21 protein-coding genes are annotated in these 25,397 nt (G+C 64.4%); 5 read left to right on the forward strand and 16 right to left on the reverse strand.

The window, feature by feature from the left end; genetic code table 11:
* Positions 1 to 15: 15 nt before the first annotated feature.
* Entirely contained in the window at positions 16 to 2,058 is a 2,043-nt protein-coding gene (locus C4S71_RS07095) for a CocE/NonD family hydrolase (RefSeq protein WP_103968699.1), read from the forward strand.
* 277 nt (positions 2,059 to 2,335) lie between these two features.
* On the opposite strand, the gene C4S71_RS07100 is transcribed toward C4S71_RS07095, so the two are convergent.
* The 3 genes from C4S71_RS07100 to C4S71_RS22930 all read right to left on the reverse strand — a co-directional run bounded on the left by C4S71_RS07100 (position 2,336) and on the right by C4S71_RS22930 (position 4,184).
* Entirely contained in the window at positions 2,336 to 2,854 is a 519-nt protein-coding gene (locus C4S71_RS07100; protein ID WP_086508563.1) for a ferritin-like domain-containing protein, read from the reverse strand.
* 41 nt (positions 2,855 to 2,895) lie between these two features.
* Entirely contained in the window at positions 2,896 to 3,732 is an 837-nt protein-coding gene (locus tag C4S71_RS07105) for a manganese catalase family protein (protein WP_103968700.1), read from the reverse strand.
* 158 nt (positions 3,733 to 3,890) lie between these two features.
* On the reverse strand, positions 3,891 to 4,184 hold the full coding sequence (locus C4S71_RS22930) for a con-10 family general stress protein (RefSeq protein ID WP_103968701.1): 294 nt from the start codon (positions 4,182 to 4,184) through the stop codon (positions 3,891 to 3,893).
* A 339-nt stretch (positions 4,185 to 4,523) separates the two neighbouring features.
* Between C4S71_RS22930 and C4S71_RS07115 the strand changes: the two genes are divergently transcribed.
* Positions 4,524 to 5,186 (forward strand): response regulator, encoded by a 663-nt coding sequence (locus C4S71_RS07115; protein ID WP_086508560.1) that lies wholly within the window; start codon positions 4,524 to 4,526, stop codon positions 5,184 to 5,186.
* Between the two features lie 91 nt (positions 5,187 to 5,277).
* Here C4S71_RS07115 and C4S71_RS07120 read toward each other — a convergent pair whose 3' ends face one another.
* From C4S71_RS07120 to C4S71_RS07135, 4 genes are all read right to left on the reverse strand, one after another.
* Complete coding sequence (locus tag C4S71_RS07120) at positions 5,278 to 9,231, reverse strand: hybrid sensor histidine kinase/response regulator (RefSeq protein WP_103968702.1); 3,954 nt, start codon at positions 9,229 to 9,231, stop codon at positions 5,278 to 5,280.
* A 101-nt stretch (positions 9,232 to 9,332) separates the two neighbouring features.
* On the reverse strand, positions 9,333 to 9,848 hold the full coding sequence (locus C4S71_RS07125; RefSeq protein ID WP_103968703.1) for a hypothetical protein: 516 nt from the start codon (positions 9,846 to 9,848) through the stop codon (positions 9,333 to 9,335).
* A gap of 95 nt (positions 9,849 to 9,943) precedes the next feature.
* On the reverse strand, positions 9,944 to 11,740 hold the full coding sequence (locus C4S71_RS07130) for a sodium:solute symporter family protein (RefSeq protein WP_086508553.1): 1,797 nt from the start codon (positions 11,738 to 11,740) through the stop codon (positions 9,944 to 9,946).
* Positions 11,741 to 11,746: 6 nt separating this feature from the next.
* The gene (locus C4S71_RS07135) at positions 11,747 to 12,007 is read right to left on the reverse strand and encodes a DUF4212 domain-containing protein (protein ID WP_010629690.1); all 261 of its coding nucleotides are present in this window, start codon (positions 12,005 to 12,007) and stop codon (positions 11,747 to 11,749) included.
* A gap of 744 nt (positions 12,008 to 12,751) precedes the next feature.
* Between C4S71_RS07135 and C4S71_RS07140 the strand changes: the two genes are divergently transcribed.
* The 3 genes from C4S71_RS07140 (at position 12,752) to ttcA (ending at position 16,268) form a co-directional block, all read left to right on the forward strand.
* Positions 12,752 to 14,572 (forward strand): putative nucleotidyltransferase substrate binding domain-containing protein, encoded by a 1,821-nt coding sequence (locus C4S71_RS07140; protein WP_086508552.1) that lies wholly within the window; start codon positions 12,752 to 12,754, stop codon positions 14,570 to 14,572.
* A 36-nt stretch (positions 14,573 to 14,608) separates the two neighbouring features.
* Positions 14,609 to 15,238: a 3'-5' exonuclease gene (locus C4S71_RS07145; RefSeq protein WP_086508551.1), complete on the forward strand. Its 630-nt coding sequence runs from the start codon at positions 14,609 to 14,611 to the stop codon at positions 15,236 to 15,238.
* Positions 15,239 to 15,329: 91 nt separating this feature from the next.
* Entirely contained in the window at positions 15,330 to 16,268 is a 939-nt protein-coding gene (ttcA, locus tag C4S71_RS07150) for a tRNA 2-thiocytidine(32) synthetase TtcA (RefSeq protein ID WP_086508558.1), read from the forward strand.
* A gap of 78 nt (positions 16,269 to 16,346) precedes the next feature.
* Here ttcA and fnr read toward each other — a convergent pair whose 3' ends face one another.
* The 9 genes from fnr to C4S71_RS07195 form a co-directional block, all read right to left on the reverse strand.
* A complete protein-coding gene (gene fnr, locus C4S71_RS07155; RefSeq protein ID WP_086508550.1) occupies positions 16,347 to 17,093 on the reverse strand; it encodes a fumarate/nitrate reduction transcriptional regulator Fnr in 747 nt (248 codons plus the stop codon).
* A 113-nt stretch (positions 17,094 to 17,206) separates the two neighbouring features.
* Positions 17,207 to 18,622, reverse strand: coding sequence for an oxygen-independent coproporphyrinogen III oxidase (hemN, locus tag C4S71_RS07160; RefSeq protein WP_234251818.1), 1,416 nt, complete (start codon positions 18,620 to 18,622; stop codon positions 17,207 to 17,209).
* 107 nt (positions 18,623 to 18,729) lie between these two features.
* Positions 18,730 to 19,431 (reverse strand): sulfite exporter TauE/SafE family protein, encoded by a 702-nt coding sequence (locus C4S71_RS07165; RefSeq protein WP_086508548.1) that lies wholly within the window; start codon positions 19,429 to 19,431, stop codon positions 18,730 to 18,732.
* Positions 19,431 to 19,646, reverse strand: a complete 216-nt coding sequence (gene ccoS / locus C4S71_RS07170; RefSeq protein WP_086508547.1) for a cbb3-type cytochrome oxidase assembly protein CcoS — start codon at positions 19,644 to 19,646, stop codon at positions 19,431 to 19,433. The genes C4S71_RS07165 and ccoS overlap by 1 nt, the downstream gene beginning before the upstream one ends.
* Positions 19,643 to 22,120 (reverse strand): heavy metal translocating P-type ATPase, encoded by a 2,478-nt coding sequence (locus C4S71_RS07175; RefSeq protein WP_103968704.1) that lies wholly within the window; start codon positions 22,118 to 22,120, stop codon positions 19,643 to 19,645. Before C4S71_RS07175 ends, ccoS begins: the two co-directional genes overlap by 4 nt.
* A 30-nt stretch (positions 22,121 to 22,150) precedes the next feature.
* Positions 22,151 to 22,666, reverse strand: coding sequence for a FixH family protein (locus C4S71_RS07180; protein ID WP_086508545.1), 516 nt, complete (start codon positions 22,664 to 22,666; stop codon positions 22,151 to 22,153).
* Positions 22,663 to 24,102 carry a cytochrome c oxidase accessory protein CcoG gene (gene ccoG, locus C4S71_RS07185; protein ID WP_103968705.1) on the reverse strand — a complete coding sequence of 480 codons (1,440 nt, stop codon included), beginning with the start codon at positions 24,100 to 24,102 and terminating at the stop codon, positions 22,663 to 22,665. Before ccoG ends, C4S71_RS07180 begins: the two co-directional genes overlap by 4 nt.
* Before the next feature lie 128 nt (positions 24,103 to 24,230).
* The gene (ccoP, locus tag C4S71_RS07190; RefSeq protein ID WP_103968706.1) at positions 24,231 to 25,160 is read right to left on the reverse strand and encodes a cytochrome-c oxidase, cbb3-type subunit III; all 930 of its coding nucleotides are present in this window, start codon (positions 25,158 to 25,160) and stop codon (positions 24,231 to 24,233) included.
* A complete protein-coding gene (locus tag C4S71_RS07195) occupies positions 25,157 to 25,396 on the reverse strand; it encodes a cbb3-type cytochrome oxidase subunit 3 (protein ID WP_086508542.1) in 240 nt (79 codons plus the stop codon). Before C4S71_RS07195 ends, ccoP begins: the two co-directional genes overlap by 4 nt.
* Position 25,397: the final 1 nt, after the last annotated feature.

A 25,397-nucleotide genomic window follows, 5' to 3' on the forward strand; every position in this document is an offset into this window, starting at 1 on the left:
CCGCAAGGAGGAACCATGAGCGTCATGGATTCGTTTCCCTACCAGGTTCGCGAGATAGAGAACGTCTTCATTCCCATGCGTGATGGGGCTCAACTGGCGGCCAGGATCTGGCTGCCGGAAGAGGCCGAACGCGCGCCGATGCCGGCGATACTGGAGTACATCCCATACCGCAAGCGTGACATCACCCGCGCGCGCGACAACGCCAATCACGCCTACATGGCCGGGCATGGCTATGTCTGCGTGCGGGTGGACATGCGCGGCAGCGGCGACTCGGACGGCGTGGTCACGGATGAGTACACCCAGCAGGAGCAGGAGGACGCCGTCGACGCCATCGCCTGGCTCGCCGAGCAGTCCTGGTGCGACGGCAACGTCGGCATGATGGGCATCTCCTGGGGCGGCTTCAACAGCCTGCAGGTGGCCGCCCGGCGGCCACCTGCACTGAAGGCGATCATCAGCATCTGCTCGAGCGACGATCTTTACGCCGACAACATGCACTACATGGGCGGCTGCCTGCTCGGCGACAACCTCTCCGAAGCCACGGTCATGTTCGCCTTCAACAGCCTGCCGCCGGACCCGCAGATCGTCGGCAACCGCTGGCGCGACATGTGGTTCGACCGCATGGAGAACAGCGGCCTGTGGCTCGAGCCCTGGCTAGAGCACCAGCGTCGCAGTGCCTACTGGACGACCAGTTCGGTGAACGAGAACTATGCGGCGATCCAGTGTCCGGTCTATGCCATCGGCGGCTGGGCGGATGGCTTCACCAATACCGTGCTGCGACTGATGCAGCACCTCGAGGTGCCGCGCAAGGGACTGATCGGGCCCTGGGGCCACAAGTATCCGCATCAGGGGCTGCCGGGGCCGGCCATCGGCTTTCTGCAGGAGGCGCTGCGCTGGTGGGATCATTGGCTGAAGGGCCGCGAGACGGGCATCATGGACGAGCCCATGCTGCGTGCCTGGCAGCAGGACAGCGTACCGCCCGATACCTCCTACGAAGAGCGGCCGGGGCGCTGGATCGGGGAGTCCGCCTGGCCCTCGGCCAACGTCAGCCAGCGGCGCTACAGGCTTGGCCCTTACACCATTCACATGGGCGAAGGCCACGGCGGGCCTCACCAGCGTAACGGGCAGGAGAGCGCCCTGGCGCTGCAGTCGCCGCTCAGCGTGGGCCTGGCGGCGGGCAAATGGTGCTCCTACGCCGCCACGCCGGACCTGCCCGGCGACCAGCGCGAGGAGGATGGCGGCTCGCTGATCTTCAGCAGCCGCGAGCTGGCCGAGCCCGTGGATATCTTCGGCATGCCCGAGATCGAACTCGAGATCTCCAGTCACAAGCCACAGGCCATGCTCGCCGTGCGCCTCTCGGACGTGGCACCAGACGGCAAGTCGACCCGGGTGACCTACGGCCTGCTCAATCTCTCCCACCGCGACAGTGACGCCAACCCCGAGCCGCTGGTGCCGCATCGGCGTTATCGGGTGCGTATCCCGATGAACGGTATCGCTCAGCGCTTTCCGGCGGGGCATCAGCTGCGCGTCTCCGTTTCCACCTCCTATTGGCCGTTGGCCTGGCTGCCGCCGGGGCCGGCTCAGGTCGATATCTACCCCGACGGCAGCGAGCTGATACTGCCCGAGCGAACCCCGGGGGAAGAGGATCGGCGCCTGCCGGAGTTCGACGAGCCCGAAGAAGCGCCACCGCTGAAGGTGCACACCTATGCGGCCAGCGAGCACAACTGGCTACTGCATCGCGACCTGGCGAGCAAGGAATCGACGCTCGAGGTGATCAACGACCAGGGCCACTTCCGTATCGAGGACATCGGTACCGAAGTGAGGCGCAGCACCCGCGAGTGGTACAGCACCTTCAACGACGACTTCACCTCGGCGCGCGGTGAAACCTATACCGAGCGTGCGTTCAAGCGCGACGACTGGAACGTCGAGGTCTACACGCGCACGGTGCTGAGCTGCGACGAGAGCAACTTCTACATCCACGCCCAGCTCGATGGCTACGAAGACGATTACCGGGTGTTCTCCAAGAACTGGGAAAAAGTGATACCGCGCGACCACATGTGACCCGTCACACCGTGCGACGAGGACCACGCCGCTCGGATGAAATTAGTGCGGATGACAATAGCGCCGTGCCTTCGGGCACGGCGCTATTGTCTGGGTATGCGCTCACGTCTCGGCATGGCGCGTGCGAGTCGGCCAGGGTGGCGCTGAGGGGGCCGTGCTGCTGCGCTGCAAGGCGCAGTCACGACGCAAAAAACCCCGGCGGGAGCCGGGGAAGCGAGGGGCCTACGGAAAATTCACAGGGGCTATCAAGAAACGGCGCTCTACGGCAACGATGCGCTCAGGTCTTGGCGCGCAGGTCGCTGTCCTCCGAGCGTTCCAGGAACTGCTGCGTGACCTCGTCGAGGTGATTGCCGAGCCACTCGGCCATGGCTTCCTCTTCCTTGAGGATCTCTTCGCAGATACGGGCGATCTCGGGCTTGCCCACCTTGTTGGCCGCCTGAATCAGTACCTTGTAGCTGGAGATCTCGAAGTGCTCGAAGGCATAGCTGGCCATGGCACCCTTGACCACTTCATCGCCGGCCATCATGCCGCTCATGCCCTGACCGAAAGCGGCCAGCTTGCCGCCCAGGTCCTTGACGGCCGAAAGATCGGAGCCGAGCAGCGCGATGCACTGCTCAAGCCTTTCCGTCTGGCCGCGCGTCTCGGTCAGGTGCTGCTCGATGCGCGCTTTCAGCTGCGGGTAATGCTCCAGGCGGCTGGCCTGAGCCTCGAGCATCTTCTCCGCCTGCTTCTCCATGGCGTGCGCGTCGCGCAGCCAGTCTTCCAGATGCTTGGGGCTTTGCGGTTCGGTACCCATCGGTTCTCTCCTTAGATGTCATCCATGATGGTTCCGCCGATTCACTTCGGCGGGTTGATCTGCTCTTCCTGAGCGCCGGAGTGAGGCTTGGCCGGGCCCAGCTTGGGCTCCTGTCCCTCCGGTGCCGGCTGGTTCCGCACCGAGAATTCGCCGCGACCGTCGAACGACGGGCCTTCGCTCCAGCGACCCTTGGGCGCTTCCTTGTCCAGCAGGGTGTTGAGGTAGTAGTAGGAATGCTCCGTCGCCTCGTGTGCCTCGGGCGTGGCGTTGGGAATCGGCAGTTGAGCTTCGAGGCCGCCCATTTCCTCTATCACGGCCAGCCACTGCTGCTGATGGGCCGTATCGCGGGCGATGAGGAAGGCGAGGAAGTCCTTCATGCCGTGATCGTCGGTCCAGTTGTAGAGCCGCGATGCCAGCACGCGACCGCCTGCCTCGGCAGTGACGTTGGCCAGCATGTCCGCACCGATGTTGCCGGTGGCGTAAATGTGGCTCATGTCGAACGGTACGCCATTGGCGTTTTCCGGTAGTGCGGCAAGGCCGGAGGAAAGTAGATGGCGCGGGTTGGTACCACCCAGAATGGCGTGTACCACCGGGTCCTTGGCCGAAGCTTCCTGATAGGAGACCGGAGCGCCCTCCAGATTGAGGGCGACGGCGTGGCCGAGCATCTCGATATGCGAGAGCTCCTCGGTGGCCGTCGAGATCAGCATGTCGCGAATGCGGTCGTCGCCGCGAGCGCCCATGGCTTGAAAGAAGTACTGCATGGCGACCCGGATCTCGCCCTCGACGCCACCGATCGCCTGCTGCAGCAGCATGGCGAATTCGGGATCCGGCTTGTCGACCTTGACCGGGTATTGCAATTTCGACGAGTGATGAAACATGGTGCCTCCTGCTGCACGACACTATGACAACCACCCTTCCAACACGGTAGCCCCTGGCGGGGCAAAGCCGGGTATGGCTTGCCTGTCAACGGAAGGAAATGGTTGAAAGGCACGGTCTGCCGGAGCGGAACTCCGACAGACCGTGATCGGCCAGGCGCTCAGTGGCCTTGGCTCTTGCCGCCCTTGCGGCCGGCTTCGGAGGCTTTCTGACGGTCGTTGGCGAAATTGCCCCCGCTGTTCTGGCCGCCCTTCTGGCCGGCCTGAGAGGCCTTCTGCGGATCGTTGGCGAAGTTGCCGCTACTGCGCTGGCCGCCCTTCTGGCCGGCTTCGGAGGCCTTCTGCGGGTCGTTGGCGAAGTTGCCGCTGCTGCGCTGGCCGCCCTTCTGGCCGGCTTCGGAGGCCTTCTTCGGGTCGTTGGCAAAATTGCCGGGGTTCTGGTTACGCTGTGCCATGGGTCTGCTCCTTGAGGTTCCGTTCGTACACGTAGTGCTTCGTGTACTGAGTACTTCCATTTACCGGGAATCCGGCACTGCTGGCATCTGCCATCGTCTTTGAAGATAGGTGTCGGGTTTCTCCGCTATCAAGGACGTTGCTGTATCCATGTGAAACGGAAGTTGTCCCGTTTCCGCCGCGTGTATTGGCATGGAAGGGCGCAAGACGAATGAATTGTCGACAGCGGCTTCCATGCGCTTGGGAAGCGCCCAAGCATGGGGTAACATGCGGTGAACAATCGAAATAGCCCCCTGTGTGGCGGCCGTAGGCCCCGTGCTCGAGGAACCGGAGGAGAATCCATGGCCTTTGCCCAGAAATTCATCGTTGCCGATGACCATCCGCTGTTCCGCGCAGCGCTGACCCAAGCGTTGCGCCAACTGGCACCCCAGGCCGAGATCGTCGAAGCCGATACCATGGAGGCGACCTGCGAGGTGGTGACGCGTCATCCAGATGCCGATCTGATCCTGCTTGACCTGCACATGCCGGGAGCCCACGGTTTTTCCGGCCTGATTCAACTGCGCGGCCAGACGCCGGACATTCCGGTGGCGGTGGTTTCCGGCAGCGATGAGCCGCACGTGGTGCGCCGCGCCATCGATTATGGCGCCTCCGGCTTCATTCCCAAGTCCTCATCCCTGCAGCTGATCGCCGAGGCAGTCGGTGAGATCCTCGACGGCGAGGTGTGGCTACCCAAGGAGCTGGCCGACACCCTGGGCGATGCCAACGAGGAGGAGACCCGTTTCGCCGAGGCCATCGCGTCGCTCACCCCGCAGCAGTTCCGCGTGCTCAACATGCTCACCGAAGGGCTGCTCAACAAGCAGATCGCCTACGAGCTGAACGTCTCCGAGGCCACCATCAAGGCCCACGTGACTGCCATCCTGCGCAAGCTGGGCGTGCACTCCCGCACCCAGGCGGTCATCGCAGCTCAGAAACTCGAGGTGGAGCCGCCCAAGGTCGAGTCCTGACCGACCCGCGTCACAGGCAGCCCCAAACGCAACGACCGCCGGAGAACATCCGGCGGTCGTTGCGTTTGTGCAGTGTTTCCTTGGGCGGCGGTCAACCTTCCTGTCGGGCCGCCCGGCTGGCCTGCAGCGTGCGGGTCAGCAGGGCGCGCAGAGCGGCGGGGCGCACCGGCTTCTGCAGCAGGTGGTAGCCGCTGCGGCGAATCACCTCGGCCACCTCCTCGGTGCGGTCGGCGGTGATCACGATGCCCGGCACGGCGCTCTCCAGCCTTTCGCTCAACGCCTCGAGGGCCATCAGGCCGGTCACTTCGTTGTCGAGGTGGTAGTCGGCCAGGATGGCGTCCGGCTCGCCGTCGAGATTGCGCAGCACCGACTTGGCGCCGCCGATGGTGGTCGCGGTATAGACCTCGCAGCCCCAGCCGGAAAGCATCGCCTTCATGCCTTCGAGGATCAGCGTCTCGTTGTCGATGCACAGCACGCGGGTGCCGACCAACTTGTTGCCTACGCGGCGTGATGAAGCGGCTTCTTCGGCCTGCTCGGACTCGCTGCGTGGCGCCACCACCGGCACGCTGACGGAGAACATGGTGCCGATGCCTTCGCGGGAGAAGACCCTGATCGGATGGTCGAGCACCCGGCTCATACGGTCGGCGATGGAGAGGCCGAGCCCCAGCCCCTTTTCGCTCTCCTTGTGGCGCGATGCCTGATCCAGGCGGCGGAATTCCTGGAAGATCTCCGCCTGTTTGGATTCGGGAATGCCCGGGCCCGAGTCCCATACTTCGATGGTCAGGCGCGACCCACGGCGCCGGCAGCCCAGCAGCACGCGCCCCTCCTGGGTATAGCGCAGCGCGTTCGAGAGGAAGTTCTGAACGATTCGGCGCAGCATCTGCGGGTCGCTGTCGACCCAGATGCGGGTCGGTACCACCACCAGGTCGAGGCCGCGCTCTTCGGCCATCACCTCGAACTCGGCGCGCAGCGGTCGGAAGATGTCCGCCAGGGCAAAGTGGTTGCGCCGCGGCGTCAGGGCACCGGCATCGAGCTTGGAGATGTCGAGCAGGGTGCCGAGCAGCTCCTCGGCGGCCTGCAGCGAGTTGTCGATATGGCCGATGGTGCGCTTCATGTCCGCCGCATCCATCTCGTTGGAGAGGGCCGAGGTGAACAGACGCGCGGCGTTGAGCGGTTGCAGCAGGTCGTGGCTGGCGGCGGCCAGGAAGCGGGTCTTGGAAGCGTTGGCATCCTCGGCGACCTGCTTGGCCTGACGCAGCGCCTGCTCGGCCTCGGCCCGCACCCGGTTCTCCTGGCGCAGTGCGGTGTTGGCTTCTGACAGCGCCTGGGTACGCTCGCGCACCCGTTCCTCCAGGGTTTCGTTGGTCTCCTTGAGTGCGATCTCGGCCAGGCGCCGCTCGGTGATGTCCTGGTAGAGCGAGAAGAAGCCGAGAATGGCGCCGCTGTCGCCGAAGTGCGGCGTATAGGTCACCAGCATGTAGCGCAGGTCGTCGCCGAGGTGCATCGACACCTCGAAGCTGACCCGCTCGCCGGCCAGCGCCCGGCGTATCCAGGGCTCGCGCTCCTGTGCCATCTCGTCGCTGATGACGGAGTTGACGTGCTTGCCGATGACCTCGTTGCGGTCGATGCCGAAGGCCTGTTCGTAGGCACGGTTGGTGAAGAGGTAACGGCACTCCTTGTCGAAATAGGCGATCAGCGCCGGCACGTTGTCGGTGTAGATACGAATGTTGTTCTCGGAGCGAATCAGCGCTTCCTCGATGCGCTTCTGCTGGGTGATGTCCTGATAGGTGTAGACGAAGCCGCCGCCCGGCATAGGATTGCCCTGCACCTCGAGCACGCTGCCGTCCTGGCGATAGCGCACGTAGCGGTGGGGCTGGCCGTCGCGGATGTTGTCGATCAGCAGCTGCACGTGCTCTTCCGGGTCGCCGGGGCCGTATTCGCCGTTGTGGGCGTTGTAGCGGAAGATCTTGTCGATCGGCGCACCCACACGGATCAGATGATCGGGAAAGCGGAACAGCTCGAGATAGCGCTGGTTCCACACCACCAGGCGCATGTTCTGATCGACCACGCTGATGCCCTGATTGATGTTCTCGATGGTGGCCTGCAGCAGGGCGCGGTTGAACTCCAGCACCTGAGAGGCCTCGTCGACGATGGAGATCACGTCGGAGATGCCGATGCCGCGGCCCTGCAGCGCCGAGTTGACCACGATGCGCGCCGAGGAGGCGCCGAGCACCGAGGCCAGGAAGCGCTCGGTGAACTGGATCACGTCGATGGAGGCACGGTTGCCGTCTTCCAGCGGCTTGCCGGTGCGCCGGGCGTAGTCGTCGAAGGCGCGGGCCACCTGGCCGGCACCGAGGAAGCGTTCGCACAGCACCTTGAGATCGCCCACCGTGGTGGCGCCGGTCCAGGGGCGGTTGACCGAGGTCTGGCGGGTCTCGACGCTGTCGACGAACAGCGAGGCCTGAATGCGCTCAACCACCCGCTGCGAGGTGATCTGGGAGACGAAGATGTAGCAGAACAGGTTGATACCGAGCGAGAGCATCACGCCGTGAGTGAAGGAGTCGCCGAAATTGAGCCCGAACAGGGCGGTGGGCGTCAGCCACGGGTGGCCGAAGGGGCCGCCGCTGAGCCAGTGGGCCGGCAGCACGCCGCCCTGGATCATCGCCGGCATCAGCAGGCTGTAGGCCCAGATGGCAAAGCCGGCGTTCATGCCCACGATCACGCCCAGACGGTTGCCGCGCTTCCAGTAGAGCCCGCCGATCAGGGCCGGGGCGAACTGCGCCGCGGCGGCGAAGGAGAGCATGCCGATCGAGGCCAGCGAGGTGAATTCGCCGATCAGCTGATAGAAACCGTAAGCCAGAAGCAGAATGACGCAGATGGTAATGCGTCGGGCCTTCAATACCAGCCGCCCGTAGTCGCGGGGCCTGGCATCCAGCCAGCGCATACGGAACAGCAGCGGGATCACGATCTCGTTGGAGATCATGATCGATACCGCCACCGTGGCCACGATCACCATGCCGGTGGCGGCGGAGAAGCCGCCGATATAGGTGAGCAGGGTCAGCCACTGCTGCTCGGCGGCCATGGGCAGCGCCAGCACGAAGGTGTCGGGCTCCACCGAGCCGTCGGGGAACAGGGCCAGGCCGGCGGCGGCGATGGGCAGAATGAAGAAGGCAAACGCCACCAGGTAGAGCGGGAACAGCCAGCGTGCCTTGGCGGCATCGCTGGGGTGCGTGTTCTCCACCACGGCGACGTGGAACTGGCGCGGCAGGCAGAAGATCGCCAGCATGGCCAGCAGTGTCTGTGCCCAGAAGCCGCGGCCGAAGTCCTGGTCGGCCAACTGACGCTGCAGCTCCAACTGGGTGTCGGCCAGCGCCATCAGTTCGCCGAGCCCGTCGAACATGCCCCAGGTGACGTAAGCGCCCAGGATCATGAAGGCCAGCAGCTTGACCATCGACTCGAAGGCGACGGCGTGGATCAGGCCCTCATGGTGCTCGGTAGCGTCGGTGTGGCGGGTACCGAACAGAATGGCGAAGGCAGCCATGACCAGCGCGACGAAGAACGCCGTATCGGCGAACACCGGCGTATGGGTGATGTCGGCCGCATCCGTCAGCACGGCGAAGGAGGTCGCCACGGCTTTCAACTGCAACGCGATATAGGGCAGCGTGCCGATCAGTGCCACCAGACTGGCGAACGCGGCCAGCGACTGCGTCTTGCCGTAACGCGAGGCGATGAAGTCGGCGATCGAGGTGATGTTCTGGCGCTTGGCCACGCGAATCATCTTGGCCAGTATCGGCCAGAACAGCAGGAAGGTGAGAATCGGCCCCACGTAAATGCTGGCGAACGACCAGCCGGCGGTGGCTGCCTGGCCCACCGCGCCGTAGAAGCTCCAGGAGGTACAGTAGATGGCCAGCGCCAGAATATAGATGGCCGGACGTTTGCGACTGGAGCCGCGCTGGCGTGCGTTACGGTCGCCCAGCCAGGCGATGCCGAACAGAACGGCGATATAGAGCAGTGAAACGGCGATCAGCAGCCAGCCGGCAAACATGCATTCTCCCCCCGGTAACTGCAGACCATTCTAAAGCGATATCGACCCGAGAACACTCGGGCCGACAGGACAGCGAAAGACGCCGTGCCGACGGTTCGACGCTACCAGGGAGAGCAAACGGCCTCGAGCAGGCGTGATCCCTCGTTGAGCCGGCGCATGGCCTCCGTACGGGGCTGGCGGGTCTCTTCGCTCAGCGGCACCATCTCGGCCGTGGCGCAGTTCATCAGATAGGGCTGATGGCTCAGGCGATCGACGTACTCCTTCTCGAAGCGATACAGGATGAACTCGACCAGTTGCTGGTCGTTCGCCTCGCGCGCCACCATGCTGCTCTGGTCGACCACGCTGAAGGCTACCGTGAGCGGATACAGATAGGTCCAGGGGCGCCACGGCATGCTGTCCTGTTCGGTTTGCACCACGCGCGCCGTGGGCGGCAACTGCTCCAGCTTGTGATCGAGCCAGGAGTATTCGTAGTGGATCTGGTAGCCCAGCATACCCAGCCCGGCGAAGACCGGGATGATCCACTTCGGCAGCCGGTTGCCACTGGCCATGCGCAGTATCAGGCCGATACCCGCCGCCCCCAGGGCGGCGAAGACCGCCGCGATCAAGTGCCATATCATGACGCCACCTTTATCAATGCAATCGGGCTTCCCGGTGGGAAGCCCGATCTGGTTCGGTTCCCGGCCCTGGGGCAGGGCCGGGGGGTGATTATGGCTTAGTGGCCGGTCGCTGCGCCAGCGCCTTTCGGGTAGCGCACGCTCTCGACCAGTTCCTGGATCTCCTGCGGCGGCTCCTCGGTGGCGCTGGAGACCGCGTAGGCCACGGCGAAGTTGATCATCGCACCCACTGCACCGAAGGAGAGCGGTGAGATGCCGAGCAGCCAGTTGGCCTCCACGTTCGCCAGCATGTTGGTGCCCGGAATGAAGAACCAGCCCAGGTAGGTGAAAATGTACAGCAGGGTGGAGATCAGGCCGGCCAGCATGCCGCAGATGGCCCCCTTGCTGTTCATCCGGGTGGAGAAGATACCCATCATCAGCACCGGGAACAGCGAGGCGGCGGCGATGCCGAAGGCGAGTGCTACCACCTGGGCCGCGAATCCTGGTGGATTGAGGCCGAGGTAGGTTGCCAGCAGGATGGCACCGGCCATGGAGATCCGGGCCGCCAGCATTTCACCCTTCTCGGAGATGCTCGGGTTGATGGTGTTCTTGATCAGGTCATGACTGATGGCGGAAGAGATCGCCAGCAGCAGGCCTGCCGCGGTGGAGAGTGCCGCCGCGATACCGCCCGCCGCGATCAAGCCGATGACCCAGCCCGGCAGGTTGGCGATTTCCGGGTTGGCCAGTACCAGGATGTCGTTGTTCACCGTCAGTTCGTTGCCTTCCCAGCCAAGCTCGCTGGCGATGGGCTGGAAGCCCGGGTTGGCATCGTTGTACATCTGGATGCGACCGTCGTTGTTGCGATCGGTGAAGGTGATCAGGCCGGTGTCTTCCCAGGTGCGAATCCAGTCCGGACGCTCCTCGTAGAGGATCGGGTTGGCCAGTGCCTCCTGGTAGTCTTCCACCTGTCCGGCCATTTCCGGGAAGATGGTGGTGGCCAGGTTGAGGCGAGCCATGGAGCCCACGGCGGGCGCGGTCAGGTAGAGCAGGGCAATGAATACCAGTGCCCAGCCGGCGGACCAGCGTGCATCGGCGACCTTGGGGACGGTGAAGAAGCGGATGATGACGTGGGGCAGACCGGCGGTACCGATCATCAGCGACAGGGTGAACAGTACCATGTTCAGCTTGTTGTCGACGTCGGCGGTGTAGTCGCGGAAGCCCAGCGCCGTTACTACTTCATCGAGCTTGGCCAGCAGCGGCACGCCGGACTCGGTGTGGGTGCTGAACATACCGAACATCGGGATGGGGTTGCCGGTCAGCTGCATGGCGATGAACACGGCGGGAATGGTGTAGGCGATGATCAGTACGATGTACTGGGCCACCTGAGTGTAGGTGATGCCTTTCATGCCGCCGAATACCGCATACAGGAAGACGATGCCTGCGGCGATCCAGATACCGGTACTGCTGGGCACCTCGAGGAAGCGCGAGAAGGCCACGCCGGCGCCGGTCATCTGGCCGATAACGTAGGTCACCGAGGCCACGATCAGACAGATTACCGCGACCACACGGGCGGTCTTGCTGTAGAAGCGGTCGCCGATGAAGTCGGGCACGGTGAACTTGCCGAACTTACGCAGGTAAGGGGCAAGCAGCATGGCCAGGATGACGTAGCCGCCGGTCCAGCCCATCAGGAAGGTCGAGTTGGCGTAGCCGCCGGAAGCCAGCAGACCGGCCATGGAGATGAAGGAGGCCGCTGACATCCAGTCGGCCGCCGTGGCCATGCCGTTGGTGACCGGATGGACGCCGCCGCCGGCGACGTAGAAGTCCTTGGTGGAGCCGGCTCGCGCCCAGATGGCGATGCCGATGTAGAGGGCGAACGAGCCGCCCACGAAGAGCAGGTTGATGGCAAACTGACTCATGCTGGTTTACTCCCCCAGGCCGAACTTCTGATCGAGCTTGTTCATCTTCCAGGCGTAGAAGAAGATCAGGCCGATAAAGGTGAGGATGGAGCCCTGCTGAGCGAACCAGAATCCGAGGTCGGTGCCGCCGATCGGGATCCCCGAGAGCAGGGGCCGAAACAGCATGGCGCAGCCGTAGGAAACGAACGCCCAGACGATCATGCATCCGGTTATGAGGCGGACGTTCGCCTTCCAGTATTCAGCAGCATTGATCTTGTCATCTGCCATAGTGATGCTCTCCACTTGTTGTTAAAGGTTGGGGAAGTCGCACAGAGAGATGCCATATTTCATCAGGGGGATGCACTGAGCGAGTCGAGTCGGGGGCATGAGCGAAGGCCTGTCGGCGCCCGAGGATCTCTTGCTCCCTGCGTACATCCGCGCTTCCCGCTACGACCGGTTATCCATTGGTCGAGTCGCATTATCCAGGTGCGATCACCCTGTATGACTCATGAGCAATACTGGTCAATAAACTCAAAAAATAAAATCCCAGACTTTGGTATCATGAGTAAATTGCAATAAAGGGTTTCTTGTAAATTTTCTTTGTTTTCAATTGGATGCGATTGTCTCCCGCCGTGCCGTCGGATGGCTGGGAAGTTGATGATAGGACGATTGTCTAGCATTGAACTTTTGTCTATTAGCTGTTTTGTTTAGATCGCCCCTCTCTCTTCAAGTCGCTCAGATGTTCTGAAAAAGAGTTCTTTGGACGTTGGTCTAGGTTATCTCCCAAATCTTGGGGCTGTTATCCTGCCTCGAGGATGCAAGCAGTGCTTCTGCCAAGGCTTCGAAGGAAAGGGGCGCTGCTATTGTTGTTCGAGGCAACAGGGACGTGTAGGGCAAAGTCCGGGGTAACTCGTAAAACGACCGGGCTGCCAAACTTCCCTGCGGGCTCGCTCGGCTGCCGGTGTCGCTGCCCGGCGCTCCTGGTATTCGCGATGAACCGAGGCATGGTGGCCGTACCACGGGGGTAACGAGATGGTCGATGTCGATCTTTCCCAACCACCTTTCTCCTTTCTTGATGAGGAGGGGCGGGAGCGCATCCGTCATGGCATCGACCTGGCCTATTTCGACCGCGACGAGATCATTCTCGAGACCGGCCAGCCGGGAGAATATGTCTTCCTCATTCACAAGGGGGAGGTGGCGGAGCTGGATACCACCCAGCCCGGCGCACGTGAGCGCATCGGCCACTACACGGCGGGCGATCTTTTCGGCGCCATCAGCATTCTCAACGGCAAGAGCCGCTATCGTTTCCGCGCCGAGCAGGAGAGCCTGTGCTATTTGCTGCCCAAGGCGCTGTTCCTGCAGCTGTGCGATGACTGTCCGGCATTTGCCGAATTCTTCCGCCAGACGCTGGCGCACAAGGCCCGGCTGCTGACCGAGCAGCGCGCCGAAGGCGGTGTGACCATGGCCGGCTTCATGTTGGCCCGGGTCAGCGAGTGCATGCGCCCGCCGCTGTGCATGTCAGCCGACACCACCATCGCCGAGGCGGTGGCGAAACTGCATGAAAGCCATGCCGACAGCCTGTTGGTGGAAGGCCCCGACGGGGTCGGCATGGTGACCAAGACCGATCTGCTAAACGCGCTGGTGTTGAAGGGGCTGGAGAAGCAGAGCCCGCTGCAGGCCATCGCCAACTTCGAGCTGGTGACGGTGAGTCCCGGTCAGTACCTGTTCGAGGTGTTGGTCATGATGACCCGCTTCAAGGTGGAACGGGTCGTGGTCATCGAGCAGGGGCGCCCCATCGGGGTGGTCGAACTCACCGACGTGCTCAGTTATTTCTCCAGTCGCAGCTACGTGGTGAGCCTGCAGGTGGAGCAGGCGGACAGTCTCGATGCCCTGTATCGTGCCAGTCGTCGCACCCCCGAACTGGTCAAGGCGCTGATGGCTCAAGGCGTCAAGCTGCGCTTTGCCATGGGCCTGTTGGCGGCGCTCAACGGACGCATCATGTCCAAGGCGTGGGGCTTCCTCATCGATGAACGCTATCACCGCGACAGTTGCCTGATGGTGATGGGCAGCGAAGGTCGCGGCGAGCAGATTCTCAAGACCGATCAGGACAACGGCCTGATTCTCGCCGACGGGCTCGAGTGGCCGGACGTGGGCGAGCAGATGCAGCGCCTCACCGAGACCTTGATCGAGCTCGGTTATCCGCCCTGTCCCGGCAACATCATGGTCAACAACCCGGAGTGGGTGGGCAGCGTCTCGCAGTGGCGCGAGCGCATCGCGCGCTGGGCCGAGAAGCGCGACGGCGACAGCCTGATGAAGCTGGCCATCATGCTCGACTCCCACTCGGTGGCCGGCAACCCCGCGCTGCTCGACCGCGTGCGTCAGTCGCTGTTCGAGCAGTGCTCCCGCGATGAGCTGCTGCTCTCCTACTTTGCGCGTACGGCACTGCGCTTCTCCACCCCGTTGACCCTGTTCGGTTCGCTGAAGAAGCCGCAGCACGGGATCGACATCAAGAAGGGCGGCATCTTTCCGATCGTTCACGGCGTACGCACCATGGCGCTGGAACGACGCATTCAGCCGACCTCGACGCTCGAGCGGCTCGAGGCCCTGGCCGCGGACGGACGGCTGGAGGCGCGGGTGGCCGAGGATCTCGCCGAGGCGCTATCGCTGTTCACCGAGCTGCGCCTGAAGCAGCAGCTCGAGCGTCTCGACGGCGAACCCAACAGCAAGAGCCCCGACCGCGTGGTGGTCCAGCAGCTTTCATCGCTGGAGCGCGACCTGCTGCGTGAGGCATTGCATATCGTCAAGGACTTCAAACAGAGCCTGTCGCAACGCTATCACCTCGAATACACCTGAGGACGTTGCACAGCCAAGGACAACAGGAGGTTTGCCATGTTTCGCGCCCTGCGTCGTGCCAACGACCGCCGCCGTCATGCCGGTGGCGAGTACGGTTGGCTGTTCCATCCCTATACCGGCGACGAACTGGTGGCCATCGACTGCGAAACCACCGGCGTCGATACGCGTACCGCTGAGCCCGTCTCCATCGGGGCGGTCAAGGTGCGCGGCGACAGGGTGCTCACCAGCGAGTCCCTCGACCTGCGCCTGAAACGTCCGGCCACGCTGACCGGTGACTCCATCCGCGTGCACGGCCTGCGCGGTATCGATCTCGACGATGGCGAGAGCCTCGATGAGGCGCTGGTGAAATTGCTCGATTTCATCGGCAACCGCCCGCTGTTGGGGTGGCGGCTCGACTTCGATCTGGCTATCCTCAACCGCCAGATCCGTCCCCGCTTCGGCTTCGACCTGCCCAATACCGGGATCGACGTGGCGCAGCTGTATCATCGCCAGCTGCGTCGCAGCGTCATGGAGCCCGAGCCTCGCGCCCAGCGTTTTGAAACGGTGGCGGCGGCGCTGGACGTGCCGGTGATGGGGCGTAACACCGCGCTCGGCGATGCCGTGACCACGGCCTTGATGTACCTGCGTCTGGAGCGGGCCGGTATGCCGGAACGCCAGGAGGCATGAGTCGCTGAATCGCCGCTGCGGCGTCGCCTCCGGGCGGCGTCGATGGTAGGATTGCCACCCATCCTTCTCCATGCCCTGGCAGCCCGTGACCATGCAAGACGCCGTGATTTTCGATCCCACCATCGTCGATGACGACACCCGTCAACAGCGGGCCGAGGTGAGCGAAGCGAGTTCGCCGCTGGCCGCGCTCGACGCCAAGCAGCGCCGCGAATTCAACAAGCTGCAGAAACGTCTGCGGCGCCAGGTGGGCAACGCCATCATCGATTACGGCATGATCCACGAAGGCGACCGGGTCATGGTCTGCCTGTCGGGCGGCAAGGACAGCTATACCCTGCTCGAGATCCTGCGCAACCTGCAGCGCAACGCGCCGGTGAACTTCTCGCTGGTGGCGGTCAATCTCGATCAGAAGCAGCCCGGCTTTCCCGAGCACGTGCTGCCCGAGTATCTCGACGGCATCGGCGTCGAGTACTACATCCTCGAGCGCGACACCTATTCGGTGGTCAAGGAGAAGACGCCCGAGGGCAAGACCACCTGTGCGCTCTGCTCGCGCCTGCGGCGTGGCTCGCTGTATGGTTTCGCCGAGGAGATCGGCGCGACCAAGGTGGCGCTCGGCCACCACCGCGAGGACATCCTCGAGACGCTGTTTCTCAACATGTTCTATGGCGGCAGCCTCAAGGCCATGCCACCCAAGCTGCTCTCCGACGACGGCAAGAACATCGTCATCCGTCCGCTGGCTTACTGTCGCGAGGCGGACATCGCCGAGTTCGCCAGGTTGATGGATTTCCCCATCATCCCCTGCAACCTGTGCGGTTCCCAGCCCAACCTGCAGCGCCAGGTGGTCAAGGAGATGCTGGCCGAGTGGGAGCGCAAGCACCCCGGGCGCATCGAGACCATGTTCAAGGCGGTGACCAACGTGGCGCCGTCGCAGCTGGCCGACCGCGAGCTGTTCGACTTCGCAGGCCTCGAGGCCAAGCAGGCCAGGATGCAGGAGCGACGCATCGATGCATTGAACGTGTCGAACGATAGCTGAAGCGAACGTCGTCCCGCAGCGAAGAGGCCCGCCTGGCTGAGCCAGGCGGGCCTCTTCATGAGCCGCTCACGCCTTGTGTCAGTGGTCGTCCTGGGCCTGGGCCACCAGCGCCTCGAGATTGAGAATGTTCACTTCGCGACCCGAGACCTCGACCAGCCCCTGCTGCTGGAAGCGACCGAGAATGCGGCTCACGGTTTCCACGGCCAGCCCCAGGTAGTTGCCGATATCGGCCCGAGACATGGAGAGGCGGAAACTGTAGGGCGAGTAGCCGCGGCGACGGAAGCGGTCCGACAGGCTGGTGAAGAAGCTGGCCAGACGCTGGTCGGCGGTCTTGCGCGACAGTAGGCGCATCATCTTGCGGTCGTCGCGCAGCTCCTTGCTCATGCTGCGGTAGAGCTGGCCACGCAGCTCCGGCAGCTGCTCGGAGAGATGGTCGAGCCGGTCGAAGGGAATCTCGCACACTGTGGTGGTTTCGAGCGCGATCACGCTGCCGGGATAGGTCTGCTCGTCGATACCGTCGAGGCCGACCAGCTCGCTGGGCAGGTAGAAGTTGGTGACCTGATCCTCGCCGGAGCCTTCGGTGGTGACCTGCTTGAGGCTGCCGGAGCGAACGGCGAAGACGCTGCTGAAGGCGCTGCCCTGGCGGAACAGGGATTCACCTTTCTTCAGCGGAGAACGGCGCCGAATGATGGCGTCGAACTGCTCCATGTCCTCGAGTTCCAGAGCGAGAGGCAGGCAAAGTGAACTCAGGCTGCAGTTCTGGCAGCGGGTTTCATGCAGCAGCGAACGCCGCTTGCCGAGCGCATTGGCCGCATTGACCGGCATGCTCCACCTCCTTGATCACCGTCATCCGAACATTATGGAGCAATATTAAAGTAGGTGACATGCCCCTTGCGACCATTGGCCGCAATTAATTTAATACAGCGCCGGACATCGATTCAGACGATGCGCGAGAACAGGGTGTCAGGCTGTGCCGGCAGGTGGGTATCGAATGCCATGGCCAGGTGTCGGATGAGCAGCCGGCCCAGCGGAGTGGCAATCACACGCGACCCTTCTTTGCGCAGCAGTCCGTCACGCTGGGGCATCTCGAGTCGGGTCAGAGCGTCCGCCAGGTAGCTCGGCGCATCGATACCGAAGGCTTCGCTCAGTTCATCGAAGTCGAGCTCCATGTCGCACATCAACCGCTCGATGGCGTGCCGTCTGACCCGATCGTCGAAGGAGAGACGAATGCCGCGCGCAGTGGGCAGGTGGCTGGCATCCAGCGCTCGCTCGTAGGCATCGAGACCGGTGTGATTCTGGGCATAGACATCGTCGATGCAGGAGATGGACGACATGCCAAGCCCGATCAGATCGCACTGCGCATGACTCGAGTAGCCCTGGAAGTTGCGCTGCAGGGTGCCTTCACGCTGGGCGACGGCAAGACTGTCGCTGGCTCTGGCGAAGTGGTCCATGCCGATGTGCACATAACCCGCCTCGGTCAGCATGGCGATGGTGATGCGCAGGATCGCCAGCTTCTCCTCGGGCCCGGGGAGATCCTCGGCCCGAATGTGGCGCTGTGCCGCGAAGCGTTCCGGCATGTGGGCGTAATTGAAGATAGAGAGGCGCGCCGGGGCCATGGCGATTACCTGTTCCAGCGTGGCGGCGAAACTGTCGCGGGTCTGGAAGGGCAGGCCGTAGATGAGATCCAGGTTGAGAGAACGGAAGCCGAGGCGGTCGGCCTCATCGATCAGTGCCTCGGTCAGGATGCGTGGCTGGACCCGATTGATGGCCCGCTGCACCCGGGGATCGAGATCCTGCACGCCGAGGCTGAGGCGGTTGAAGCCCAGGGCCTGAAGGTGGCGCAGGGTGAAGACGTCGGCCTCGCGCGGGTCGATCTCGATGGCATAGTCGCGGTTGCGGGCGCTGGAAAGGCCGAAGCGAGCGTCTAGGCGGTCGATCAGATCGCTCATCTGATCCAGGCTCAGGAAGGTCGGGGTGCCCCCGCCCCAGTGCAACTGAGCCACTTCCCGCCGCGTATCCAGATGGGGCTTGATCAGTACCATCTCGCGGTCCAGGCGAGAGAGGTAGGGCTCTGCCACCTTGGTCGCCTTGGTCGCGACCTTGTGGCAGGCGCAATAGTGGCAGGCCTTGCGGCAGAACGGGATATGCACGTAGAGCGACAACGGTCTGCCATCGGCGTTGCTGCGTGCCAGCGCCGCCTGGTAATCCTCGGCGGCGAAATCCTTGCTGAAGGCGTTGGCGGTGGGATACGAGGTATAACGAGGCCCATGGGTATCGTAGCGCCGTAGCAGGGCCGCGTCCCAGATGAAGGGGTCGGCCATCGTTCGAGGCATGGACGGCGCGGGGACGGACATGAAGGCACTCCCAAGACGAACTGTAGGCACAATGCTAGCCGTACCCTCTCGCTGCCGGGTTGAGCTGCGTCAAAATGGCGTGAGAATGGCGAGCCGGAGGAGCCGCTTCAGTGACCTGGCGCACCCAGCGGCAGCAGCATGGCGAGCTGCCACAGGGCAAAACCGATGATGCTCAGCGCGGCCAGGGCGCGGGTTGCCGGGTGCCGGATCAGAGCGCCCAACTGACGTGCGGCGAAGCCGGTCACCAGCAGCGAGGGCAGGGTGCCGAGGCCGAAGGCCGCCATCAGCGCGGCGCCGAACAGCGGATCGGCGGTGGCCAGGCTCCAGGCCAGCATCGAATAGACCAGCCCGCACGGCAGCCAGCCCCAGACGGCGCCGAGCGCGATGGCCTGGGGCACTTTCACTACCGGCATCAGACGCTTGCCGAAGGGTTCCAGATGGCGCCAGAGACGGCGACCGAGCGCCTCCACCCTGAGCAGGCCTTTCCACCAGTTGGCGATGTAGAGCGCCATCAGAATCAGCATGATGGCGGCGAACACCTGCAGGCCGACGCGGGCGGCCGGTGTCAGCGCCACCAGGGTGCCGAGCGATGCCACCAGCGCACCGGCGGCCATGTAGCTGAAGATGCGCCCCAGGTTGTAGCCCAGCAGCAGCCCCGAAAGTCGGGCGGGGCTGCGCATGCTGGGGGGCACGGCGAAGGTCAGCGCGCTCATGATGCCGCCGCACATGCCGATGCAGTGCGCACCGCCGAGCAGACCGAAGACGAACGCCGCCAGCAGCGGCGGCAGGCCGAGCCCCGTCGGGTCCATCAGCGCTTCGCCGGCCCGTCGTGCTTATCGGCCGACTTGCGACGCTTCTCGCGCTCTTCCGCGCTCAGATCGTTTTCGTCTTCGTCGAAGAGGATGCGATGGGCGGGACCTTCCAGATCCTCGAACTGGTCGTTCTTCACCGCCCAGAAGAAGGCCCACACGGCCAGGCCGAGCAGAATCAGCGACAGCGGAATGAGCAGGTACAGAATGGTCATGCGTTCACCAGTCGTGCTTCGGGAGCCGACACCGGCGCAGGGCGCAGCCGGAAGCGGTTGAGCCGCAGCGCATTGCCCACCACCACCAGCGAGCTGCCCGACATGCCCAGCGCGGCGACCCAGGGGGGCACGATGCCGATAGCGGCCAGCGGCAGCGCCGAGAAGTTGTAGCACACCGACCAGATCATGTTCTGGCGCATGATGCGTCGGGTGGCGCGGGCGATCTCGATGGCTTCGACGATACGCAACAGACGCGGGCTCAGCAATACGGCATCGGCGCTGGTACGGGCCAGGTCGGTGGCGCCGTTCATGGCAATCGACACGTCGGCACCGGCCAGCACCGGCACGTCGTTGATGCCGTCGCCGATCATGGCGACCTTCTCGCCGGCCGCCTGGCACTCGCGAATGCGCGCCAGCTTGCCTTCCGGGCTGGCGCCGGCCTGCCAGGTCTCGATGCCCAGCTGGTCGGCCATGCCGCGCACGGCTTCGGCGGTGTCGCCGGAGAGCAGCTCGACCTGAATGCCGCGAGCCTTGAGCTCGGCGACGGTTTCCGCCGCGTCTTCACGCAGCCTGTCGCGCAGGGCGAACCAGGCGCGGGGTTCGCCCTCTTCGCCGAGCAGCAGCCACTGGCCTTCCCCCGGCGGCGAGAGGGCGTGACCCGGCGCAACGAAGTCGGCGCGCCCCAGGCGCCAACGCTTGCCGTCTATCGTGCCCTCGACCCCCTGGCCGGTGCGGCTGGCTTTGTCGCTGGCATCCACCGTGGCCTGGCGCCAGGGGCGAAAGGCGCGGGCGATGGGGTGCTCCGAGTGCGCTTCCAGCGCGGCGGCGACGGTACGTGCCCGCTCGCCGGTGATGCCGTCGAGGGGGCGGGTGTCGATGAGCTGCATTTCGCCGCAGGTCAGGGTGCCGGTCTTGTCGAAGATCACCCGGTCGACCTGGGACAGCGACTCGATGGCGTCGGCACGGGTGATCAGTATGCCCCGGCGGCGCAGCTGACCGTGCCCTGCGGTGAGGGCGGTGGGCGTGGCCAGTGCCAGGGCGCAGGGGCAGGTCACCACCAGCACCGAGAGCATCACCCACAGCATGCGGCTGGGGTCGATGAACCACCAGGCGGTGGTCACGCACACGGTCACCACCAGCAGGCGCAGCACGAACAGGTGCGACATGCGGGCGGCGAGCCGGGCCAGGCGCGGGCGGCTGGCGAAGGCGCGGTCGGTGAGATCGACGATGCTGGCCACCCGGGCGTCCTTGCCGGCGTGGGTCACGCGAACCACCAGAGGGCTCTCGATGTTCTGGCTGCCGCCGGTGACGCTGTCGCCGATGCGCCGGTTCACCGGCAGGTATTCGCCGGTGAGCATCGACTCATCGAGGCTCGACTCACCCTCTTCGATGACGCCGTCGGCCGGCACGCCATGGCCGGGCTTGACCACTACCCGGTCGCCGGCGACGAGCTCGCTGGCCGGTAGGATGCGCTCCTCGCCGTTGGCCTCCAGGCGCACCGCCGAGAGCGGCAGGGCACCGGCCATGACGTTGCCGGTATGGCCGCTGCGGCGCCGCGCCCGGGCTTCCACGTAGCGTCCGAACAGCAGGAAGAAGGTGAACATCGCCACCGAGTCGAAGTACACCTCGCCGGTGTCGGCGATCACCGCATAGCCGCTGGCCAGGTAGGCCCCGCCGATGGCGATGGAAACGGGCACGTCCATGCCCAGCACGCGGGCGCGCAGGTCGCGTACGGCGTTGCGGAAGAAGGGCATGGCCGAGAAGAACACCACCGGCGTGGCCAGGGCGAACGACAGCCAGTGGAACAGGGCGTAGAAGTCTGCGCTGATCTCACCCGGCGCGGCCATGTAGATGGGGATGGAGAACATCATCACCTGGGCCATGCCCACCGCCGCCACGATCAGCCGGCGGATGTTCATGCGCTCCTCGAACTGCAGCCGCTGCTGGGCGGCATCCGGCTCGTAGGGCTGGGCGCTGTAGCCGATGGCAGCCATCTCGGCGAGGATGCGCGAGAGCTTCAGGCGTGCCGGGTCCCAGGCCACGCGAACCCGATGGTGGCTCAGGTTGACGGCACTGGAGGTGACGCCCTCCAGGTCATTGAGGCGGTGCTCGATCAGCCAGGCGCAGGCGGCACAGGTGATGCCATCCACCGCCAGGGTGGCATGGACCCGGTCGCCGTCGCCCTCGGCATGGACGAACTGGCGCTGCAGGCCCGGGTCGTCGAATACCGCCCAGGTCTCGGCCTTGACTGCCTGGCGCTCGTCGGGGCGCTCGGGCAGCTCGGTACGAAAGCGGTAATAGCTGCCAAGCCCGCCATCGACGATGGCGTGGGCCACCGCCTCGCAGCCGGGGCAGCACAGCGGGTGATCACGCTCATCGAGGGTGATCGACCAGGGCGCCCCGGCGGGTACCAGGCTGCCGCAGTGGTAGCAGTAGTCGATGGCGGCTTCGGCCGTGCTGGCTTGATGGCTCATGTCGGCTCTTGGCAAGGCGAGATAAGGCGATCAACCACGCGACGGCAGCCCGGGCGTCAGTGCGAACTCCTCGTCGCTGGGGAAGCTGCCTTCGCCGACCAGGCGCCATTCGGGCTGTTCCGCACTGGGGTGAAGCTGCAGATACCAGCGGTAGCGCAGGTTGTCGGGAGCCTGGCCAAGATAGCGACCCTCGCGCACGTGTTCCAGCACGATCTCCTGATCGCGGTCGCCCACGGTGGGGAAGATCAGCTTCAGGTAGAGTCGCTCGGGGCGCTCCTTGCCGTCGAGTTGAACGACGATGTCGCTGGTCATGGGGTCGATACGCAGATTGGCAACCAGGTCGAGCTCCTCGGCACGCTGCTGCTTGGCCAGCACCATGTTGATGGCGCGGCCGTGCTCGTAGTAATCCTCCTGCACCAGCCCGTCGGCCGTGCGCACAGCCATTACGGCCAGGGTCGAGCTGCCGAAGATCGAAGTGAACAGCAGGCCGAGCAGAAACCACGGCCAGAACTGCTTGTACCAGGGGGTGGGGGTCGTCATGGTCATCTCCGTGCTTCACCGATGAAGCGGGTATCGCGTTCGAGCGCAATGCGCTCGTCGTCCAGGGATTGCAGGTTGAGCTGAATGGGGTGGCTGGGCAGCGTCAGCACCTCCGGGGCGGCGGTGATCTGTATGGCGAACAGCCGCGTGGTGCCGGCCGCTACCTGCAGCGTGTCGGTGTCGAGCTCCAGGCCCGGCAGGCCGCTCGCCTCCAGCCGGTAGGTGTGGTTGCGGTCGTCGAGGTTGCGTACCGTCAAGGTATAGACATTGCTGATGCGCCCGTCACGGGTCATCTGGTAGAGCTGACCGCGCTCGCGCTCCACCTCCACGTTGAGCGGCATGCGGTCGCCCAGTGCCCACACGAACAGGCCGATCATCACCGTCAGGGCAGCGAAGTAGCCCAGCAGGCGGGGGCGCAGGATATGGGACCGCTTGCCTTCCAGGGCGTTCTCGGTGGTATAGCGAATCAGCCCGCGCGGGTAGTTCATGCGATCCATCACGCTGTCGCAGGCATCGATACAGGCGGCACAGGTGATGCACTCGTACTGCAGACCCTTGCGGATGTCGATCCCGGTGGGGCAGACCTGCACGCACAGGTCGCAGTCGATGCAATCGCCATGACCGGCCTCCTGCGCCTCGGCATGGCTCAGGCTCTTCTTGCGCGAACCGCGGGGTTCGCCGCGGGCGGCGTCGTAGGAAACGATCAGCGTGTCGTTGTCGAACATCACCGACTGGAAGCGGGCGTACGGGCACATGTAGATGCATACCTGTTCGCGCAGCCAGCCGGCATTGAGATAGGTGAAGACCAGAAAGAAGCCGACCCAGAAATAGGACCAGCCGTGAGCCTCTAGGGTGGGCAGTTCCACCACCAGCTCGCGAATGGGTGTGAAATAGCCGACGAAGGTGACGCCGGTGGCCAGCGCGATGGCCAGCCATACGACGTGCTTGGCGCCCTTGCGCCACGCCTTGTCGAGGTTCATCGGCTGGTTGTCGAGCTTGATACGCCGGTTGCGCGAACCCTCCAGGCGATGCTCCACCCAGATGTAGAGAAAGGTCCACACGCTCTGCGGGCAGGTGTAGCCGCACCATACGCGGCCGGCGAATACGGTGATGAAGAACAGGCCGAAGGCGCAGATGATCAGCAGCCACGACAGCAGGATGAACTCCTGCGGATAGAAGGTTGCCGCAAAGATGTGGAATTCGCGCCCGGGCAGATCGAACCAGACGAGCGGCCGGTCGCCCCAGGTGAGCCAGGGCAGGCCGAAGAATGCCAGCATCAACAGCCAGTTGGCGATACGGCGCACGCGTTGGAACAGCCCCTTGATCTCGCGCACGTAGATGTGGCGCCGCTTGGCGTACATCTCCTGCTGCACCGTGGCATGGGGCGTATGATGCCCCACCGGATCCGGGGTCACGTCACGCGTGGGAATCTTGTCGCTCATTTCGGACTCACGACGGGCAACGGCGGCCCGTATGGGGAAGGCAATGAAGTGATTTCATTGTATCGAGAGCCCGTCACGCGGCGGGGCAGTGCGACGGTGGGTCGCACTGCCCGCCCGGGCGGGAGACGTCAGTCGCGGAAGCGCAGACTGTAGACGTAAGCCGCCACCAGATGAACGCGCTCTTCGCCGATATAGGCCTCCTGTGCCGGCATGTGGCCGTTGCGGCCGTTGCGCAGCGTCTGGCGAATGGCGTCGGCCACGCTCTGACCGGGCGCCTGATAGAGCCAGATGTCGTTGGTCAGGTTGGGCGCGCCCAGGGCGGTGTTGCCGGTGCCGTCCTGGCCATGACAGGCGGCACACACCGAGCCGTAGACCGCGGCACCCTGCTCGGCCTGCTCGGCATCGTGGTCGAGACCCGAGAGCGACAGCACGTGCTGAGTGACGCGCTCGATATTGCGTTCGCCCAGGCTCTGGAACGAGGGCATCAGACCGTTACGACCGCGGATCAGGGTGGTCATGATCTGCTCGGGCTCGCCGCCGTAGAGCCAGTCGTCGTTGGTCAGGTTGGGGAAGCCGTACCCGCCGCGAGCGTTGGCGCCGTGACACACCGCGCAGTTGTTCTGGTAGATGCGTTCGGCGACCTGCATCGCCTCGGCGTCCCGTGCCAGCTCGGGAATCGGAATCTCCTGATACTGGGCGAAGATCGGCGTGAAACGCTCTTCGGCGCGGGCCACTTCCTGCTCCCACTGGCCTTCCTGGGTCCAGCCCAGCAGGCCGGTGAAGTTGCCAAGGCCGGGGTAGAGCAGCAGGTAGCCCAGGGCGAAGATCACCGTGGCGACGTAGAGCTGGAACCACCAGCGCGGCAGCGGGTTGTCGTACTCCTCGATCTCGTCGGCGGCATGGCCGGTGGTTTCCACGTTGCCGTCGGCATCCGGGACCTTGTCGGTCTTGCGGTTGGCGTACAGGATCCAGAAAGCGAAGGCGATGGAGCCCAGCGTCAGTACGATGATCCAGGCACTCCAGAACCCGGTAAGGGAGTCATCCCAGAAGTTGCTCATGTGTTTTTGTCTCCCCTGTCTTGGCGGGAATCGGCTTCGCTTTCCTGCTCGCGCTTGGAGCGCTGCTGCGAGGCGCTGCTGTCACGGTTGCGTTGCTCGTCGTCTTCGGCGAAGGGCAGGTTGGCCGCCTCGTCGAAATCCGGCTTGCGTCGCCGGGAGTAGGCCCACCAGGTAATGCCCAGGAAGGCGATGATCAGCAGGCCGGTGATGATGCCGCGAAAGGTGCCGGTATCCATG

It is taken from the genome of Billgrantia desiderata (genome assembly GCF_900108215.1).
In the GTDB taxonomy this organism is placed as follows: domain Bacteria; phylum Pseudomonadota; class Gammaproteobacteria; order Pseudomonadales; family Halomonadaceae; genus Halomonas; species Halomonas desiderata.